Origin of the sequence: Sphingobacterium sp. BIGb0165, assembly GCF_024810095.1 — a bacterium.
GTDB classification, from domain to species: domain Bacteria; phylum Bacteroidota; class Bacteroidia; order Sphingobacteriales; family Sphingobacteriaceae; genus Sphingobacterium; species Sphingobacterium detergens.
Genome location: NZ_JANUEB010000008.1, coordinates 344,884 through 359,253, shown reverse-complemented (window position 1 = coordinate 359,253; position 14,370 = coordinate 344,884). Strand labels below are relative to the sequence as shown.

General features: G+C 40.7%; 12 protein-coding genes. 4 read left to right on the top strand and 8 right to left on the bottom strand.

What is annotated here, in order from left to right; all coding sequences use genetic code 11:
• Positions 1-46: 46 nt before the first annotated feature.
• On the top strand, positions 47-253 hold the full coding sequence (locus M2408_RS19905) for a S41 family peptidase (RefSeq protein ID WP_259186111.1): 207 nt from the start codon (positions 47-49) through the stop codon (positions 251-253).
• 170 nt (positions 254-423) lie between these two features.
• On the opposite strand, the gene M2408_RS19900 is transcribed toward M2408_RS19905, so the two are convergent.
• Positions 424-1,461 (bottom strand): acyltransferase, encoded by a 1,038-nt coding sequence (locus tag M2408_RS19900; protein ID WP_259186109.1) that lies wholly within the window; start codon positions 1,459-1,461, stop codon positions 424-426.
• A 213-nt stretch (positions 1,462-1,674) separates the two neighbouring features.
• Between M2408_RS19900 and M2408_RS19895 the strand changes: the two genes are divergently transcribed.
• The 3 genes from M2408_RS19895 to M2408_RS19885 are packed head-to-tail and all read left to right on the top strand — an operon-like array spanning position 1,675 to position 4,419.
• Positions 1,675-2,199 carry a hypothetical protein gene (locus tag M2408_RS19895; protein WP_259186108.1) on the top strand — a complete coding sequence of 175 codons (525 nt, stop codon included), beginning with the start codon at positions 1,675-1,677 and terminating at the stop codon, positions 2,197-2,199.
• A gap of 23 nt (positions 2,200-2,222) precedes the next feature.
• Positions 2,223-3,026, top strand: coding sequence for a hypothetical protein (locus M2408_RS19890; RefSeq protein WP_259186106.1), 804 nt, complete (start codon positions 2,223-2,225; stop codon positions 3,024-3,026).
• Between the two features lie 46 nt (positions 3,027-3,072).
• On the top strand, positions 3,073-4,419 hold the full coding sequence (locus M2408_RS19885; RefSeq protein ID WP_259186104.1) for a hypothetical protein: 1,347 nt from the start codon (positions 3,073-3,075) through the stop codon (positions 4,417-4,419).
• On the opposite strand, the gene M2408_RS19880 is transcribed toward M2408_RS19885, so the two are convergent.
• From M2408_RS19880 to M2408_RS19850, 7 genes are all read right to left on the bottom strand, one after another.
• A complete protein-coding gene (locus M2408_RS19880; RefSeq protein WP_259186103.1) occupies positions 4,416-7,250 on the bottom strand; it encodes a collagen binding domain-containing protein in 2,835 nt (944 codons plus the stop codon). The two genes, M2408_RS19885 and M2408_RS19880, sit on opposite strands and share 4 nt — an antisense overlap.
• Before the next feature lie 85 nt (positions 7,251-7,335).
• Positions 7,336-7,944 (bottom strand): response regulator transcription factor, encoded by a 609-nt coding sequence (locus M2408_RS19875; protein ID WP_259186102.1) that lies wholly within the window; start codon positions 7,942-7,944, stop codon positions 7,336-7,338.
• Positions 7,945-8,399: 455 nt separating this feature from the next.
• Positions 8,400-9,260 (bottom strand): glucose-1-phosphate thymidylyltransferase RfbA, encoded by an 861-nt coding sequence (gene rfbA, locus M2408_RS19870; RefSeq protein WP_259186099.1) that lies wholly within the window; start codon positions 9,258-9,260, stop codon positions 8,400-8,402.
• A 95-nt stretch (positions 9,261-9,355) separates the two neighbouring features.
• On the bottom strand, positions 9,356-10,213 hold the full coding sequence (gene rfbD / locus M2408_RS19865; RefSeq protein WP_259186091.1) for a dTDP-4-dehydrorhamnose reductase: 858 nt from the start codon (positions 10,211-10,213) through the stop codon (positions 9,356-9,358).
• Between the two features lie 85 nt (positions 10,214-10,298).
• Complete coding sequence (gene rfbC / locus M2408_RS19860; protein WP_223584224.1) at positions 10,299-10,853, bottom strand: dTDP-4-dehydrorhamnose 3,5-epimerase; 555 nt, start codon at positions 10,851-10,853, stop codon at positions 10,299-10,301.
• Between the two features lie 2 nt (positions 10,854-10,855).
• Entirely contained in the window at positions 10,856-11,911 is a 1,056-nt protein-coding gene (rfbB, locus tag M2408_RS19855) for a dTDP-glucose 4,6-dehydratase (RefSeq protein ID WP_259186087.1), read from the bottom strand.
• 193 nt (positions 11,912-12,104) lie between these two features.
• Positions 12,105-14,072 (bottom strand): nucleoside-diphosphate sugar epimerase/dehydratase, encoded by a 1,968-nt coding sequence (locus M2408_RS19850; protein WP_259186083.1) that lies wholly within the window; start codon positions 14,070-14,072, stop codon positions 12,105-12,107.
• Between the last annotated feature and the right edge of the window lie 298 nt (positions 14,073-14,370).

Below are 14,370 nucleotides of genomic sequence, written 5' to 3'. Positions count from 1 at the left end.
GAAATAAGGCAATGAATAAAAAAGCAAATTCCATACAAGGATTTGATTGGCAAAGACTGGAAACACAAATCCGGATTACTATAAAGGAAAAGTTGTGATCCTAGTCAATGAAATTACACAAAGTAGTGCCGAATTCCATACAATGGCCTATTCTACCCATCCCAATGCCCAAGTTATCGGTTCGACGACCGCGGCAGCGGATGGTAACGTATCTCCATTTTTTCTTGCCTGGAGGAATACGGACCATGTTTAGTGGTATCTGGATATAGATATATTACCCAATGGGATGATACACAACGTGTGGGCATCAAACTGGACCCCAAAGGAAGCCCAGCAATAGAAGGAATCAGGGGAGGTAAAGATGAATTCCTGGGAAAAACTATTGCACTTATCCGACAACCATAACAGGATATCAAGTCGATGTTACGATCGCTTAAAGAGCCTCATGATACGAGGCTCTACCCAATCGCTCAGGATATATGCAACCGCCAACATCAGGAGTGTAACAGTAGAAACAAGTGCATATTTATTTATGTAACTATGAAGCTGATTGAAAATAATAAAACCAATATGCTGATGAATAAGATATAAGGGATAAGTCAGCATCCCAATTTTGACAAATTTAGGTGAATTGAAGCGTTGTAGCTTTTTACAGGAAACAAGTAACATAACCATATAAAATACAACGATGGTCGCAGCAATAATATAGGGGGAAAAATCACTGTGAAAAGTCCTTGCTAGCCAATGGATTCGACCAATAGCGCCATCGATGGATAAGTACAGGCACCAGGGCAATACGATAAAATGCTTCAACACGGGACCTTGTAGAAAAATTTGGCAAAATACGATTCCTGCAATAAAATAAGCGCTCCAGTCTAGAATGAAAAGATGGTGGATGGCATCGTAAATTTCAGATGGCCCAACAAACAAGCGCAAGCTTGACAACAACAGCCAAAAGTAGACAAGATAGTCTAGACTGATCTGCTTAAATCGGTTTACGATAAGAAATACAGCAATGATGAGATAAAATTTCAATTCAACATACAGGGACCAATAAGCACCATCGATATTTCCCTGGCCGAACAATTCCTGCAGCATCGTAAAATTGGCCAAGAGCTGTTTGAATGTGACAAGGTAGCGTGGCGCCCCAAAGACATAAACGATCACAAATGTTATGATCAAACAGATCCAGTACATTGGATACAAACGTTTGAATCGCGAATAGCAAAATTTGGGTAGTGAACGATGTTTTATGGAAAAGGCGATCACAAAACCGCTGATGATAAAAAAAAGGTCTACACCGAGATACCCATACTTGAAATATTCACCGATCTCGTCGAAGCGCAACAACGACATGTTACCGCTTTTATATCCCCGATATAAATAGTGGTACAATACCACCGCGGATGCGGCGATAAAGCGAAAGAGATCAATTTGATAGATTCTTTTGGATTCAGCCATTTGAGCGCAAATATAGGCTGTTTGATTTATAGTTTCGGGTAATGGTTCCAAAAAAGAGTACACTAAACCTCATTATTTACAACTGTCAATTCGACTTTCAATCGCGCGTGCATTATCGAATTTATAACATCATTATGTGACTATGGCACATTGTATTTCCATTGCATCCTAGTTAACTTTACTCACATTAAATATCCGTAAAACGAGGAAATTATGAAAAAGAACCTATTAATAGTCTTTATTGCCGTCGCCGCCATATGCTTCGGTTTTCAAGCAAAAGCGCAAAATCCAAGTGCAACATCGGGACCAGTTACTGTCAATATTAATCTTACCGATGCAATCTCTATTACTTTGGGCGCAGCCCCTACCGTCAATTTTAATTACACTACCGCTGCGGATTATGCCGGGGCAAAAACGGTAGAGAAAGCGAGTCACTTTACTGTGGTCAGCAATAAGCCTTATGATCTTACGGTAACCGCTGGAGGAGCATTTACTCCTGCTGGCGGACCTGCACTAGATATTGTTACAGTTACTGTACCGGCTGCAACGGCCAATGGTGGAACTCCAGTTGCCAATGTACCACTTAGCACTTCTCCTGCAGCTTTGGTTAATAACTCTACAGCATCTACAGGCGCTGTTTATACAGTTGATTACACGATCTCAAATCCGGCATCGTTATTAAATCTTGCTGGATCGACCTATAGTACGACAGTAACTTATACCGCAACACAACGATAAAAATCTGACTAAACATTTTATTCGTGAGATATTATTTAGCAGTATTTATTATCCTGATATGCAATACCCTGATCCACGGACAGGGTATTTCAATTTCACCTTCCCGGATATTCTTCACTGGTGAAGCTGGACAGACCGTCAGTCAAGCCATTACGTTCAACAACACCTCTACTAGTTCACTTTCCTTTGTCGCGAATCTGAAAGATTGGGACCGTGACTCGTTGGGCAGTAAACGGTATTATGCCACAGGTGATAATATTGGATCAAACGCTTCCTGGCTTACCTTATCTGAAAATACGGTACAGCTAGCGCCTGGGGAAACAAAAGTGGTCAATCTTTCCATGAAAATCCCTGATCATCCGACAACAAAGCAGCAACGCCATAGCATGCTTTTCTTTACACAGGTTAAAGAACAAAAAGCTGCACAGGCAAATGGACTCCATATGAACGTCCTGATTGAGGTTGGTATCCAAGTATACCATACGCCAATAGGGTTAAAAGTTGGTGATCTGGAATTTCTTGCTTTTGAAGATAAAGGTGCTGCTACTGTTCAGGAAGGTAAAACCATCCATCGGATGGAAGTCAAAGTTAAAAATACAGGCCAGATCAATAAGGATGCTTATGTACGATTTGAGCTGACCAATATAGAAACTGGGGAAGAGACACCTGTGGACGCTGTGGCCATAGCAATGCTTCCCGATTCAGAACAATGGGTCCGTGTAGACCTACCTGGTAAACTTGCGCCCGGTCGATATCTCGCTGTAGCGATACTCGATGCTGGTAGCCAATATGATTTAAAAATTGCGGAGAAGGAAATTACATATTAGTCTCGCTGCATTCCTGATTGGTATAAGCCACTGCATACCTCATGCGATGGCTCAAGTCACGATCAGTTTGCCGCAAGCAAATATTCAAGGACGTACGGATTATATCCAAAGTTTTACAGGCGGCCAATATTCTTTTACTTTAATCGCCCTACTCCCAACAATCAGCACCAGGGCAATTAACAGTACGAGTTTTGTCAGTACAACAGGCGGGGGAACAGTCCCTTTAAATGTAGCACACCTTAAACTAGAAAAAATTAACAATCTTTCGTTACTCGGTTCAAGTAATGATGTTATCTTATCAACTACCAATCAAATTCTAATCAGTTCGCTAGCAACTGTAAGTCTTTCTGCAGGTCCGGTTATTATCAACTCACGTTTTGTGACTGCAAATCAAACCTGGGTTGCAGGCATTTATAAAACTACACTATCGCTTACCGCCTCAGGTATTTTAGGCGGCACCATTACTCCCGCGAGCCAAGATTTCTCCATCGATGTGCCCGGATTTATAAGCCCTCCGGCGAGTATCGGTACAACCAGCATTTTGGTCAATGACTTGAGTTATTATCGTGCTGCTAATGGCATCAACGTTAATAGCGTCATACCACTATCGACCACCGTCCCCTATATACCAAGTATCAAGAGCGGAAACACACAATTTAGCTTTAGCAGCAACTCGGCCTTTAACACCACACCTGTTACTCCTGTCTCAACCGTCAATACGACTTTAACAGGTATTGCGAATGCGACAAGCGCAGCTTTATCCACCACGGATCAATCTTTAACCAATACAGCCGGTATTGCTGTTCCAACCAACAATAATCAGACGTTGACGTATACCTATAACATTGGATTAAACCAGCTGAAAACAAATTTTATTCAGGCAGGCACTTATTCCGTCCCATTGACCTACAGCTGGAACAAATTATCATCAGCCTATCCCAGCGGCAGCCTACAGGCACAAGCAAATGGAAACCTGTCTGTTGTCGTAAGCGACCTAGGCGAAATAGTTGCCAATCAACAAACCGTCAATCTTGCTTTTGCGACAGCCAATGACTATAAGAATGGTGTCAATTTAAATATGCCAGCTCATCTTAAGGTGAGTAAAACTACGCCGTACAACCTTTACGTGCGCGCGACATCGACAAGTTTCACCGCTGGAGCCAACAGTATTCCTTTAAATGTATTGCGCATCGGTCCGATGGCCGGTCAGAGCGGCATGAATACCATTACCCTGTCCACTACGGCCCAACAGCTAATCCAGAATGCCGATCCCGTGATAGACCGTAATCTCAATATTCTTTACAGTATCCCCGCTAGTGCAACAGGTATGCTCCTCAATAAACCTGCCGGCGCGTATTCGGCCAATATTATTTTTAGCTTCGTCGCTCCTTAAAAGCGTTTAACACCAACTTTTCTGCGTTCGTCCCGATAGTTAAAATCGGGAATCACACAGTCCTTATCCACTTTAACTTCGACTGCACAATTTTGGTTCTCGATCGAGAAGGGCATTCCTTCGGTAACAACAGCTATACTGTAATTTCCCAATGGAAGGTACAGCACATAATCGCCGCTTTCAGAACTTAGTGTACTGTAGGTTTTCCCTTGGCGATCTACGGCGGTTATTTTTATTCCCCCTAGCTGCGGCCTCGTTTTTAGATACTTATTTTCAACGACCTTAATACGACCTTTTAATGGCCTTGTTTTTATCAGTGGAATTTCCAGCCGTTGGTTTTTAGTCATCAATACATTGATCGGCCCCTGCGAAACCCAGCCTTTGCTATTCTCCACCTGTACGATATATGGACCAGCACCCATATCAACAAATTTCACCTGCCCTTTTTCGTCTGTTAGCGCCACTTCCTTTCCAATTCGCACCAAAACGGCCCTGGCTTTGGCTTCTCCGACGTCATTGCTACCGTTATTGTTTTCGTCTTCGAAAAAAGTCAGTTCCAGCTTATGACCTTTCTGACCAGCACGTCGGCCAAAATTCTTTTCTATTCCCAGGCGAATCTGCCTATTATCAAAAGAATAACGATTCAGTGGGTTAGGATCAGGTGGTAAATTCGGATCTACAAGAAACAACGATTTTCCGCTTATTGCTGTATAGAATATGTCGGCCGTCAGATTCCAATTATCTTTTATCTGCCAGCGGACATTACCATTTACCGAAAGATTGTTACTTCGGGAGAAGCCATAATAGCTATACATGGTCGAGAGCTGCACATGTAGCTGATTATTAAAGGCGTAAAATTGCGTATTTGGACCCAATGAATAAATGCTGTAATTCGAATTTGCATTGGTAGCCAAAAGATCGCTTAAATAGTACGGGTTAATCTGAATAAATGTATTAAATCCAAAAAACGTATTCGTATAATTACCATTGATGCGGACCGAATGAAACGGCGCAATAGGTCTATTGGATGTATTCCTGTAGGTATATCCATAATCCGTTTGCAGCGAGAACCGGTGGCTTGAGGTAAAAAAATTAAGGTCAGCTACTGTGCGAAGGGAGTTCGACTTCCAATTCACCGGATTAGTTGCAATTCCCCACCAATTCTGATAGGCACCATGTTGTGCCATAAAATAAGGCCTGAGCTCAAGTTGTAGTTTTCCAAGGCCGGTATGATACCCCAACTCATAAATCTGTATCCGAGAGGCATTATTAAAAAAATAGTTTCTATCTCCCGCAAGGTATTTTGGATTATTATCCATATAGCTGATCCGGGCAGAAAGGTTTCGATCGTTGGCCATTGACATCGTTATACGTGAATCTGTTTGGGTAAGACCTCTACGCAGCCCCACATAGTACGGTGAACTATAATAATTGACACTTGTAATCTGATAGTTGCCAAAAGAGTTATTATAATTTATCCCCCCTGCCACCGCGAGCCTATTATTTCCGCTTTCAACCTGTTCGATACTCGTCCCTCCTTCCAAGAAAAGGCTATTATTATTGCCCAAATCAATAAAACGTTTACCACTGAACAGACCGCTGCGTACACCACGATAATCATTATTGCTATGTAAGTAGGTGATGCTGTTTTCCTGATTTTTTTCAGTTTGAATGGCATATTTAACGCCAAATATCTCTCCACCAGGAATTGGATTATCTATCTCCGTGAACAACATGTAATTGTTCTGGATTGCATACAAACTGAGGGAACGCCGTTTATCGAATTTGTAGGTACCTTTTATACCGCGTCCATTGATGAACTGATCGAGATTCTCATAAATATTACCCAGTTTCACGCCCCACTTTTCGGTATCATAATCCAGATAGGTATCGTATAGATTAAAGGTGCGTTGATCTTGATAATAATCGAAATTCATTCGATAGCTCAATTTATCTTTATTGTTTAGATCAATTTTGCCATCTCCCTGTAACTGGTAAACCGAAATATCTTTACCCATGTTGATATAACGTAAAGCAGCTCGATTGTCAAAGGGTTGATTTTGCAAATTCATATTGGAAAAAAAACGCTTTACACTTCCCACTGTCATCATACGGATACGATTGGAGGCCAACACGCTACCTCCGCCCTCGACGGCCTGAATATCAACATCAAAATCCATATTTATATTTTTCTTACGCAAACGGGCAGTAAAAGTCAGCAAAGACTGTCCTCCCGCAATCAATGTGAATGGCTGGGTCTCACCAATGATCTCCAGGTCAGGAGAAAGGTTAGGAAAACGCAACTGAACAGTCAGTGGTACAAGTCCCCGATTGACAGCCCGTACTAAAAATTGTGTCTGCCCTGTCGCCTGATCCAGGTAATATTCCGATTGTTCAGTCTGTATGAGAAAAGACTGTTCCATAGCCAACTGCGTGTAAAAGGATTGAGGTTCCTGTATTTTTACGATGGGATCATTCGATTCAAATCCGATCGTAAAGGCCTGTGTTCTCTCAGCAATTGTCCTGCGATCAGCCATATATTTCAGCGGGAAATTTTTCGCTTCTTTGGGCTTTAAAATAATCGATCCAGGTAATTTTATCAAGCCCCTGAGCGCAGCAGTATTAGCTGCTACAGGTTTTAATTCAATTGCTCTATCAGTGTGATTAATGATATTTAATTTATTGGAGAATGTTTGTGAAGATATAATCTGGATTGTATCGCGTTCAAAATAATACGCAATATCGTATTGTTGCTGACCTTTCACTTGGGAGGATAAAAGAACAGAATAGCAGAAAAGAATCAGGAAAATCCAGCGGCTTCTTATTGGCATAGTATACGATTCAAATATCCATAAAAGTCAGGCTAAATTCCATGAGATTAAAATAAACGACGTCACATATTCATGTAACGAAATGCTAAGCCGTCAGCTGGGCGATCAACTCGCCTTTGCTATTGATCTGAAGCTTGCGGTAGATACGTTTGATGTAAATGCGGACGGTATCCAATGAAATGGTATACTTTTGAGCAATCATTTTATAACTCAATCCCTCGATAATCCCATTGGCAATCTGGAGTTCCCGTGCAGTGAGCAGGTCCTCATATTTCTTTGATTTAAAGCTCTGTTCGATCAGGGCCCTATTGATGCTGGGACTTACAAATGATCCATCATTCATAGTAATGTTGATTGCAGACGCCAAAGATTGCAGACAAGTTTTCTTTAATAGATAGCTGACAGCACCATATCGAAAGCAGTTACGCACTGTCCGTACATCAGCTACCTCTGTTAATATGATAATTTCAGTTTTTGGGAAGGCATTTTTTGCATGTTCAACAATTAATTGTTCCTGATTTTCAATGTCAACAATTAATACATCAGGAGCCAGCATGGTCCGATCTACTCGTCCACTGCCTATATCAAAAAGAACTTTGATCCTATTTGCTCCCACTTCATTTTCTTCATTAAGTATACGCTGGGTTTCTTGTCTTGCGCGTTCGTCTCTATCGATAATGCCTACAGTAATCATGTGCTTGTTATTATTCCATATAATAATTAGTCCTATACGCCTTAACACCTCTTTTCAGTCATTTAGTACTAATTCGAATGATTCACGCGGAATCTAAATTGATCTATATCTTATTACCGCCTCTTTAAAAACAACTATTAAAAAAGAATTGTTTTATAAAAGAAAAATACATAAATATAATGAAATTTTTTTCAATATAGGTCAGCCTCTTTTCTGAGCTCCCGGAATTGGAATAAGAGTAATTATTTTATGTCGTAAAAATAAGTAGAAGACTTCCCGCACATAAGGAGAATAGAAACTTTTCATAATGGATATTGTGTATAATAAGATGACTATACACAATATATAAAAAATACACCTCAACAACAAAAAATTCGCTTTTTATGAAGCCTCTTTATTCACTCTTCATAAAAGAGGTTATTCTAAAGGTAGACTAGCATTACACAGCAATTCGATTATCTAATGATATGTTTCAGGTATTCCCCATATCCTGATTTACACAAAGGTTCAGCAACAGAAAGCAGTTGTTGTCGGTCAATGTATCCCATACGATACGCGACTTCCTCAATTGCTCCAATTTTCATGCCTTGTCGTTCCTCAATGACTTGCACAAATTGCCCAGCCTGCATCAGTGATTGTATAGTACCCGTATCCAGCCAGGCTGTTCCTCGGTCAAATATACCCACCAATAATTTTCCCTGCTTTAAATATTCTTTATTGATATCTGTAATCTCCAATTCCCCACGCGCTGAAGGTTTGATACTTTTTGCGATCGCGACAACATCGTTATCGTAAAAATAAATTCCAGGAACAGCATAGTTCGATTTCGGCTGCGCTGGTTTTTCCTCAATAGAAATGACCTTTTTCATCGCATCAAATTCTACTACACCATAACGTTCCGGGTCGTGTACAGGATACGCAAATACAACACCACCATCAGGATCGGCGCAAGACTGCAATAGCTTTGACAAGCCCGAGCCATAGAAAATATTATCCCCTAGAATTAGCGCGACCTTATCATCACCTATAAATTCCTCGCCCAACAAAAATGCCTGCGCCAGGCCATCAGGACTTGGCTGCTCCTTATATTCAAACCTACAGCCCAGTTGCGAACCATCGCCCAATAGCTTTTGAAAGTTTGGTAAATCCTGAGGAGTTGAGATAATCAATATTTCGCGAATGCCAGACAACATTAATGTAGACAATGGATAGTATATCATTGGCTTATCATATACCGGCATTAATTGCTTACTTACGGCAAGTGTCAATGGGTGCAAACGAGTTCCAGATCCACCGGCTAATATAATTCCTTTCATTTTATAGTATTGAGTAATGAGTATTGAGTAATGAGTATTGAGATCTTAGTATTTAGACTCCAGTTGTATAAGCCTTCAGCGTAACAATCTCTTTATTATTTTTTAATTTCCTCGGCTAGCATTTTAGCTAAGCTCTCCTTCCATTCTGGCACAACCACATCATAAGCCTCTTTAATTTTCGATTTGTCCAGCAGTGAGTACTTTGGTCGTTGCGCTGGCGTCGGATAGGCACTCGTCGGAATTGGTTTTACTTGACAATCAAACGAACGGAAATCACGTATTGCTACTGCAAAATCATACCAGGAGATTTGGCCTTCATTACTGTAATTATAGATACCCCCTTCCCAATTTGCTGCATCAGCGATTTTCAAAATTGCTCTAGCTAAATCTTTTGCATAGGTTGGGCTACCAATTTGATCATTAATTACATTTACTTCATCCCGTTCAGCCATTAGGCGGCACATTGTCTTCACAAAATTCTTTCCATAGGAAGAATATACCCAGGAGGTCCGGATAATGATTGCTTCAGGGCACCATTTTCGAATAGCGTTCTCGCCAGCAAGTTTGGTCTTCCCATAGACATTGATCGGTGCCGTTGGTGCCTCTTCGGTTAAGGGAACAGCAGAACCACCATCAAATACATAATCCGTCGAAATCGCAATCAATTTAGTACCATGTAGATGACAGTATTGCGCAATTTCCTCACAAGCCCGATGATTGATCAAATCTGCCAGCTCAGGTTCTTCCTCGGCCTTATCAACTGCGGTATAAGCGCCCGCATGAATAATTAAATCTGGCTGATACATCGCCAAAATATCCTGAATTAAGGACACTTGATCCAGTGGCAACTGCTTTCTATCCAAAAAGTAGCATTCTTTTTCGGTATCATTTGCCAATAATTCATTTAATTCGGAACCTAACTGTCCAGAAGCGCCTGTAATGACAATTCTCATCAAAATCTTTTTTTATGGTATAAACATTCTAAACCGGCTATTTCTCCCAAACAGAAGCTTGAAAATACATAGACCCTCTATTTTGTTATTTCAATTTATTGTATAATGCTGTAAAATTTTGTGCCTCTTTGTCCTTTTGCGACAAGATCATCTGATCGACCGGAATCCACCAATCAATGGCCAATTGCGGATCTAACGGATGTACGCCATCCTCAGCTTCTTTGTGATAGGTATTGTCACATTTATAGAAGAATACCGCTTGCTCAGACAACACGGAGAAGCCGTGTAGAAAGCCCTTCGGAATAAACATTTGCTTTTTATTTTCGGCTGAGAGTTCTACAGCAACATACTGTCCATAGGTGGGCGAATTGGGCCTAACATCAACTGCCACATCCAATACGCTGCCTTCTAACACACGGACCAGTTTTGCCTGTGCATGCTCCCCTGCTTGCATGTGCAACCCCCTGACCACACCAAATTGAGATTTCGATTGGTTATCCTGTACAAAATGGGGATTATGTCCCAATATTTCGGCCAATTTATTTTCATTATACGATTCAAAGAAATAACCTCTCTCATCTTCGAAAACGGCCGGCTCCAAAATAAAGCAACCCGATAGTTTAGTTTCTGTATATTTCATGTTTAAGCGCCGTGATACTGGTTGTTGTAATACTTCTGATAGTCCCCCGAAGTCACATGATCCAGCCATTCCTGATTGGACAAAAACCAATCTATTGTCAGTGATAAGCCTTGTTCAAATGTCACCGATGGACTCCAACCCAATTCCGTATTTATTTTATTTGCATCAATCGCGTAGCGCAGATCATGACCAGGTCGATCTTTCACAAAAGTAATCAGAGAAGCGGCTGTCTCCTCTTCACGGCCTAACTTGGCATCCATTTGTCGGCATAGTTCTTTGATCAGATCTATATTCTGCCACTCATTAAAACCACCAATATTGTAAGAATCGCCATTTTTACCTTGATGGAAAACCAAGTCTATCGCTTTCGCATGGTCAATTACAAAAAGCCAGTCCCGAGTATACTTTCCATCCCCATATACTGGCAGTGGTTTATTATTTAAAATATTATGAATACAAAGAGGGATTAGCTTTTCAGGAAAATGATTGGGACCATAATTATTTGAACAATTGGTTAAGACAATCGGTAATCCATAGGTATCATGATAGGCTCGCACAAAATGATCCGAACTTGCTTTGGAAGCAGAGTAAGGTGAATGTGGATCATATTTGGTGTCCTCTGTAAAAAAACCTGTTTCACCCAAAGCACCAAACACCTCATCTGTTGAGACATGATGAAAACGTTTCCCCTCAAAATTATCCTTCCAGATTGCTCGAGCAGCGTTCAACAAATTTACTGTACCAATCACATTAGTCATTACAAATGCTGTAGGATCTACAATTGAACGGTCTACATGTGATTCTGCAGCCAAATGAATGACACCATCCGGCTGATATTGTTCAAAAACTGAATTTATGATCGTCTGATCAGTAATATCGGCTTTCACAAAAGTGTAGTTCGGACGATCCTCTATATCTTTCAGATTTTCTAGGTTACCGGCATAAGTTAGCGCATCCAGATTAATAATTTGATAGTCCGGATACTTTGTAACAAACTCACGGACGACATGGGACCCAATAAATCCTGCACCTCCGGTGATTATAATTTTTTTATTCATATACGTTGCTTATCGACGGAATACCTCTCAAGCTAATCTGTCCAAAATTATTACTCTAATTAAATTTTCATTAAAATTAGGTTGATTTTTGCGAATTGGCAAGTTTTAATCGATTGAGAACGCATAATATATACAAAAGTCCCAGCAATGGGACATTTGTATATAGATAGGTCTATATTCTTTTGTGTTACTTTTAAATCTTTTTTATAAGCGAATATACCGGGACCTCGTCCACCAGCTCATTGTTATCCAACGCCTCGTATTCGGAATTCTGAGATTTAAACTCAGGAACGATTCGTTTCATCGCTGCGACCAAGCCCATAAAGTCAGGCAAATGCTGATCCGCATCCACAATCTGCTGGCAAACAGCATTGATCCGTTCCGCTTTCAAGATCAATTCATCATGTTTTACTTTTGCAATCATAATCTTCGGATGATGGGTTTTTACCGTATTTTCATTATTAGCCAACAATTCCTCAAAGATCTTCTCACCTGGACGCAGACCGACTATCTTAATATCAATATCTTCTGGATAGCGATAGCCCTTCAGCTTGATCATCCGTTTGGCCAGATCCATTATTTTAACAGATTTGCCCATATCGAAGACAAATATCTCCCCTCCTTTTCCCATCACACCGGCTTCTTGTACCAACTGACAGGCTTCAGGAATAGTCATAAAGAAACGCGTAATTTCAGGATGTGTCAGCGTCAATGGCCCCCCGCTTGCCATTTGTTTCTCAAACAGTGGGATTACTGAACCGTTGGAACCGAGCACATTGCCAAATCGGGTGATGATAAAACTAGTTTCGGATCTGCCACTACAGCTGCTCACATAGATTTCAGCCATTCGTTTGGTTGCACCCATGACATTCGTCGGATTGACCGCCTTGTCTGTGGACACCATCACCATTTTCTGTGCCCCATACTGCATACAGAGGTCAGCAACATTCTTGCTTCCGATTACATTTGTCTGAATGGATTCATAAGGGTTGGCCTCCATCAGTGGTACATGTTTATATGCCGCTGCATGAAATACAAGATCCGGTTTGTACTGCGCAAATATATTTTGCATAAAGGCGAAGTTCCGCACATCGCCAACAATACAATGCAGATGTTCGGGTTGTGTTGCTTTTATCGACTGCTGGATATCATACAATGCGGACTCAGCCTGATCCAATAGAATCAATTTGCTATAGTGTCGTCTTGCAATCTGACGAGCCAATTCTGAGCCTATCGAACCTGCAGCGCCAGTGACCAAAATCACCTTTCCCTTCATCTCCTCTTCAATCTCCGGATGATCCAATTTAATAGGCTTACGACCAAGCAAATCTTCGATTTTTAAGGGACGGATTTCCCGTTTTGCCCCAGAATTGAGCAGGATGCGGGCCGATGGCATAATTTTGAGCTCAAGCCCAATATTTTGGAACCAATCTGATACATATTCCAATCGCTCAGGGTCATTGTTCTCCACCGCGATAATCACCTGCGTGATTTCATGTTTGCTAATATATTCCTTGGTAATTTCAGTAATATCTTTGATTTTCAACCCTGCAAGACGTTTACCAATACGTGAGACTTTATCTTCTACAAAGGCGACAACTTGGTACTTGATTCGTGGATCCTCCTTCAACAGCGAGAAAGATACTAGTCCTGGACGTGAAGCGCCAAAAATCAACACATTTTCACCTTTACGGGCTGGCAAAAATAGATACTCGTAAATGGTACGGTATACGACGCGCGCACCCACCATAGTTACAATCAAAATACAAGCCTGCATAGTCAATACTCCATACGATAAGCGGAGAAAATCACCTATCGCTGTTCCTTTTTCCACAGTCATCTTGATACCAAAGGTTAATATCATAAGCACGAGGTAGGCTGAAGCAACCGTTTTAAAAATCTTAATGGTATCCCGTATTCCTGTCTGCCGGACAATCCCTTTAAACGTATTGTAAAATAGAAACATTAACAAGTATACTGGCAAGACCAATACCAGCTTTTTTAGCATCAAAGCGACATCAAAGACGCCCTTGAAATTGTTGACTACGTAATTTGAAAACACATAACTTGCAAATACAAACCACATATCGATAAGCAAAATGACCCATCGAGGATTATCCTTCCGCAACCGTTTTCTTAAATCCCATAGAGATCCCATCATAGCTTTCTTCCCGTTTTAGTTTATTTTTTTACCGTCGTATTCTTTAATGAAGTTGGTACAACGCATATGGCTTATTTCAATTTTGTAAAGGACGACCAAGATACTTAAAATTTAACAATCATTTGGTCTTTTTACTGAAAAATCGATAATGGTAGGCGCCATATACCCATCTTCATATCATCGTGGACTAAGCAACTATTATACCGAAAATATTACAAACAATGATAAAAGTTAAAAAATCACTAACAAAAGGTCGTTAAAATTTATTATTATTCAACAAAACTTTTTCTTTCTTATA

Bases quoted from the DNA above. Each gene is read 5' to 3' on its own strand.
- rfbC (WP_223584224.1), bottom strand. From the start codon at position 10,853: ATGAAATATACAGAAACTAAACTATCGGGTTGCTTTATTTTGGAGCCG.
- rfbA (WP_259186099.1), bottom strand. From the start codon at position 9,260: ATGAAAGGAATTATATTAGCCGGTGGATCTGGAACTCGTTTGCACCCA.
- M2408_RS19885 (WP_259186104.1), top strand. From the start codon at position 3,073: ATGGCTCAAGTCACGATCAGTTTGCCGCAAGCAAATATTCAAGGACGT.
- M2408_RS19850 (WP_259186083.1), bottom strand. From the start codon at position 14,072: ATGATGGGATCTCTATGGGATTTAAGAAAACGGTTGCGGAAGGATAAT.
- M2408_RS19895 (WP_259186108.1), top strand. From the start codon at position 1,675: ATGAAAAAGAACCTATTAATAGTCTTTATTGCCGTCGCCGCCATATGC.
- M2408_RS19900 (WP_259186109.1), bottom strand. From the start codon at position 1,461: ATGGCTGAATCCAAAAGAATCTATCAAATTGATCTCTTTCGCTTTATC.
- M2408_RS19880 (WP_259186103.1), bottom strand. From the start codon at position 7,250: ATGCCAATAAGAAGCCGCTGGATTTTCCTGATTCTTTTCTGCTATTCT.
- M2408_RS19875 (WP_259186102.1), bottom strand. From the start codon at position 7,944: ATGATTACTGTAGGCATTATCGATAGAGACGAACGCGCAAGACAAGAA.
- rfbB (WP_259186087.1), bottom strand. From the start codon at position 11,911: ATGAATAAAAAAATTATAATCACCGGAGGTGCAGGATTTATTGGGTCC.
- rfbD (WP_259186091.1), bottom strand. From the start codon at position 10,213: ATGAGAATTGTCATTACAGGCGCTTCTGGACAGTTAGGTTCCGAATTA.